This window comes from Chryseobacterium sp., from assembly GCF_041914225.1.
Taxonomy (GTDB): Bacteria; Bacteroidota; Bacteroidia; order Flavobacteriales; family Weeksellaceae; genus Chryseobacterium.
Map to the genome: position 1 here is coordinate 1 of NZ_JAYSDT010000095.1, position 4851 is coordinate 4851.

The 4851-nt window shown below is 36.7% G+C and carries 3 protein-coding genes and 1 pseudogene; 3 read left to right on the plus strand and 1 reads right to left on the minus strand.

All coding sequences use genetic code 11. The annotated features are described in order from the left end of the window. Positions 1-7 precede the first annotated feature (7 nt). Positions 8-880: a glycosyltransferase family 2 protein gene (locus ACE3RB_RS19690; RefSeq protein WP_374465765.1), complete on the minus strand. Its 873-nt coding sequence runs from the start codon at positions 878-880 to the stop codon at positions 8-10. Positions 881-1967: 1087 nt separating this feature from the next. Here ACE3RB_RS19690 and ACE3RB_RS19695 point away from each other — a divergent pair. The 3 genes and pseudogenes from ACE3RB_RS19695 to ACE3RB_RS19705 form a co-directional block, all read left to right on the plus strand. Further along, positions 1968-2498, plus strand: a complete 531-nt coding sequence (locus ACE3RB_RS19695) for a hypothetical protein (protein ID WP_374465766.1) — start codon at positions 1968-1970, stop codon at positions 2496-2498. A gap of 95 nt (positions 2499-2593) precedes the next feature. Next, a complete protein-coding gene (locus tag ACE3RB_RS19700) occupies positions 2594-4009 on the plus strand; it encodes a hypothetical protein (RefSeq protein WP_374465767.1) in 1416 nt (471 codons plus the stop codon). Between the two features lie 223 nt (positions 4010-4232). Next, positions 4233-4851 (plus strand): annotated as a pseudogene (locus ACE3RB_RS19705) (alkyl hydroperoxide reductase); the annotation flags it as partial.

Genomic DNA, 4851 nt, shown 5'->3' on the forward strand with positions numbered 1-4851 from the left:
GTGGAAGCTAGCCGTCTACTTTCTTCCTGAAAAGTTTATAATAAAGCTTTTTAAAAGAGAGATATCTTGCAACAACGGCCAGCGGAATCATTCTTTGAAATTCGCGTCTCTGTTGTATCAGCTGTGTCGTACGAACTTCTATAATATAATAGGCCAGCTTGTCATGTACCTCTTCACCGTAAAGTTTCTTTAATGTTGGTAAAATTTTAAGGCGTTGCTTCATGATTTTGAGCGGATCAGAGGACATACTGTCGTTGACATCTTTTCGGTAGTGAGCAAGAGTTTCATTAATCAAAAGCGCATCAGGATTATCTTTAGTGATATAAATCCACATAACCCAGTCTTCACAGCTGGTAAGAGTCGTATCAAAAAGAAAACCTTCCAAAAGCTTTTTATTGATCAAAGCACAATGGATAGGAATAGAAAAACTAAGGTCCCAGCCGTATACAATTCCATCAAACGTCAGGAATTTCTGCTGAATGTCTTTATAACCAGGAAGATGCTCCCGGTTTCTGTAAATTGTATATTGGCTTACGATCAAGGGATATTCTTTATCTCCGGAAAGGCTTTTGGCAAATTTTTCCCGGTGTATGAGGTCATCAGAATCCAAAAACTGTATATAATCTCCGGTAACAATTTCCAAAGCAGCATTTCTTGCAGAAGATAAACCACCGTTTTCTTTGTAAAGATATTTGAACCGGCTGTCTTTTTTTACCCATTTATCAGCTACTTCATCAGTATTATCGGGTGATCCGTCATTGACAATAATGCATTCCCAGTTTTCATAAATCTGATCCAGTATAGACTGCAGGCATTCATCTAAAAACTGGGACTGATTGTAGCAGGGAACAATTACGGATATTTTGGGGTTTATTTTCATTTCTATTCAATGGTTAGTTGTGTTTACAAGTGTATGATCGAATAATTTTATGAGAAAAATACTATTTATTTACATCATTATTATATTATCAAATTACACCTAAACCTTTTTAAATTAGGAGTAACTTGATGTATTTAAAGAAATTTCAAATACTCTCAAAATTTGTGATAATAAGTGTTACAAGATTGCATCATATGAAAACATAGCTCAATTTTTTTTGTAAAAAAAAGTATTTATAACTAATAATAGCAAATATAAATGTCAAAAGTAGCGAAAGTAATGTCTAGTTGAGTTTGTGGATTAAAGGAAATGTTGACTGAGTCAGGTTTGTAAAAAATAGGAAAAAAAATATATGGAAATACTATAGCTACGTGTTAATTTTTAGTGTATATTTGTCTCGTCACTGTGACATAGGTATATCTTCTAAAATGCATGAATACATACATAAATGCGTTAAAATTTATTATTCGTTGTATTAGGGGACTTTATTTCATTTTTCTCTTTAGCTTTTTTCATTCACAGATTAGTGATACAAGCAATTCTCTATTTATAGGTCAGGAGTCTAGGGTTTATGTTACTTCAGATACTGATAATTTAGTGTATGCTTATTCAGGAAATGAAACGTCCACTCATTAAAACACCCATACTTCTTATAAGGCTCCAAAAAAAGAAAATCAACGACCTGTTTCAAGAGAAACAAGCAAAGACTTAACAACTTCTTCTGAAAGAATAGATGATAGGGGTTGGGGTATCCCACCATTAGAACCTTCCCGTTTTTTACTGTCTCATACAGGCTCAGGATATTCGATAATCCCATTTAGCTCATATAACTTCAAAATGCTTTTTACGGATACTTCACAAAAAGTATTGAGTAGTAGTTTAATTTTCTCAGAGTGTGTAAAACACAAATTATCATATAGCATTTCTTATTATTTTGAAATTTTTCTTCCTTTTTTATCCAGGCCTCCCCTTGTATTGTTTAGTTCTAATAATAGCGTAGCTAATTGCTACAATCTTATTTTTTAAAGAGACACAACTATATTAATATAATATTTAGGTTGGCTCAATAAAAATAATACAAAAAAATATGATTAAAAATTTAAATATAAAGAAACAGTTATTGACACTATTTGCAATAACAACAGTCTCAATAGCCTATGGGCAAGTGGGTATAAATAACACTTCCCCTAAGGCAACCTTAGATGTGGTTGCTAAAAACACAGATGGGAGTACTCCAGAGGGATTAATTGCTCCTCGTCTTACAGGAGATCAGATTAAAGCAGGTAGTGCTCAATATGGATCCGACCAAATCGGAACCATTATTTTTGCTACATCTGCTGTTACAACTCCTGATGCAACTACTCAAAATATTACCGCCCCAGGCTGCTATTATTTTGATGGGACTGTTTGGCAAGCTATAGGTAGTAGCAGTGGGACAGGCACAGGTTCTAATATTTATAACTCTGACGGAACTCTTACTGGAAATCGCCAAGTAGATTTGGCTAGTAATACACTTGGATTTACTGGAGGAAATGTAGGAGTGGGAGTTGCCACTCCAGATACCTCTGCGATATTGGATGTGCAAGTACGACACAGGGGCTACTCCCTCCTCGAGTAACTAAGGCACAAAGGGATGCTATTTTATCTCCTGCTTCAGGACTTATAGTTTATTGTACAGACTGTAGTGGAACTGTTTCAGCTCCTACTGGGTGTTTGTCACAAAACTTAGGAAATCCTACCACTCCAAATTGGACTTGTATTGGTTCTACAACCGCGGCTACCGTAGTCGCTTCAGATTGTACAGGATTTTTAGGTACCTATACGGCAGGAGCGGCTTTATCAGGGGCTAACTATAAAGTAACAATAACGAACAATTCTTTTTCTACCGCTATTATTAATTTTGCTGCGGGTGATTTAGTATTAAGTGGGATTACAGGTCTTACCGTCGGGAATCCAACATTTAGTGGAGGTACGGTGGCAGGAAGTAATGTGACGCTAATAGCTGGGCAGGCTGTTGTGGTTACCTACCCTATTACAGGAACCCCTGCAACTGATGGTTTTCTGACTGGAACATGGACAAAACTATCCCTAACGTGTAGTAATACCCAATTAGTAGGTAAAGGTTCAGCAACATTTACACTCCCTCAGAATTTATATGTAGCTTCTGTAGATATGGGAGGAACAGGAGATGTACAAGGGGTTGTGGATAATGGAACCAATAAATTTACCATTAATGTACCTTATACAACAGGAAAAGGAATTTATGATGCTTATCAGAGTCCTTGGATTCAAAACAATTCAGGAACTGGTCAGGCAGGAGATACTAATAGCTTTAGAATTTCTTATCCGTCAGGAACATTTAGTGCTTCAGGGACTATTCCTGTTATCATAGAAGTAGACGGTGATGGAAGCTTCAATGCTCTTAAACTGACTCCAGGAACTACGATGGTATTAGCAACTTTACCATTTAGCGTTAATGGTGATCCTTCTCCTGGGAATATTATTCTAAATATCGTTACCTGCGGTGCATTTACTGCTCCTGGGGTGTTTAAAGCATTTAGGTGTCATAATTTAGGAGCTGATACGAACGCCAATCCATTCCAGCCTGCGGCAGCAATACACGGTGCTAAATACCAATGGGGTGCTACAACTGGTCAAGCGGGAAGATATATAGATCAAGCCACTGATCAAGCCAATAGTGGGACTATCGCAGGATGGAATAGTTCTTCACTTCCAAATGGAACTTGGTCTGATACTCAAAAAACCACAAACGATCCATGTCCTACAGGATATAGAGTGCCTACTGCTGCACAGTTGGGTCAAGTGATTAATTCTAGTAATAACTTGATAACTCATATAGGAACTTGGACTAATAGCCCAACTAATTACAGTAGTGGAATCAAGTTTGGAAATACCTTATTCCTGCCTGCTGCGGGGTACCGTAACAGTAGGGGGCGCTCATCGAGTATGGTAGCCGTGGCATCTATTGGAGTAGTACCCAGTATAACAGCGTGGACGCGGGCTTTCTGCACTTCTATAGCAATAGCCAATCTATCGTCAACCACAACAGCGGCGGCCATCCAGACGGATTCAGTGTGCGCTGTATTTCAGAATAAATTTTCTTTATAATTATTTCAATTAGATATTTCGGCGGTTTTTTAACCGCCGATTTTAGATAATTACAGTATGAGAACACTCAATAAGAGGTAAATGGGAAGAACAGTTTAAAAACTCTATTTACAATTTTACCATAAACTAATATTGGGAAAATATAGACTTTCTGAGATCACAAAAATTCTTATTTTTATGTCATGAATTTTTAAAAATATTCATTGAAAATTTCACACTTATTATGAAAAAAGTAATCCTACTTGCATTGGGCTTTTTGTTTACCAATTCCAATGCACAAAATATTCGGATGGAATTTCCACAGTTCGCAGGAAAATCCTACGACTTTATTATTTTTCAGGGAGATCAACAAAAAACAGTAGGTCAGGGAACAATACCGCAAAATGGAAAGTTTTCTCTTACAATTCCGAAAGAATATGTTCCATATACAGGTATGAGCCGATGGCTTATCACTAATTCTCAGGAAGGAGGGGGGCTAGATATGGTTATTCCGGGAAAAGATTTCTCGGTAAATTGCCTGGAAAAGCAGCCCAACGATACCAATATTACCTATCAAGGGAATGATCAAATAAATGAGCTTAATAAACTCTACAAAGAGCAGCAATTAATTCTTATGCGCCACGAATCTATGCTGCAGGCGACTAAAGCTTTTTCAAAAGAAGATAACAACTATAAACTATTTGAAGAGAAATATAAAGAGCAAATAGGTCTTTATAAAAATTTTCAGGACAGACTCAGTAAGAATTCAGATTATGCCCAAAAGTTTCTACAGATTGTTAATCTTACGCAAGGATTAGGTACTCAGCTCGAAGATACAGAAGAAAAGAAAGCCAGAAATATAG

Excerpts from the sequence above, each read along its gene's own strand:
- ACE3RB_RS19690 (WP_374465765.1), bottom strand. The coding sequence starts at position 880 with ATGAAAATAAACCCCAAAATATCCGTAATTGTTCCCTGCTACAATCAG.
- ACE3RB_RS19695 (WP_374465766.1), top strand. The coding sequence starts at position 1,968 with ATGATTAAAAATTTAAATATAAAGAAACAGTTATTGACACTATTTGCA.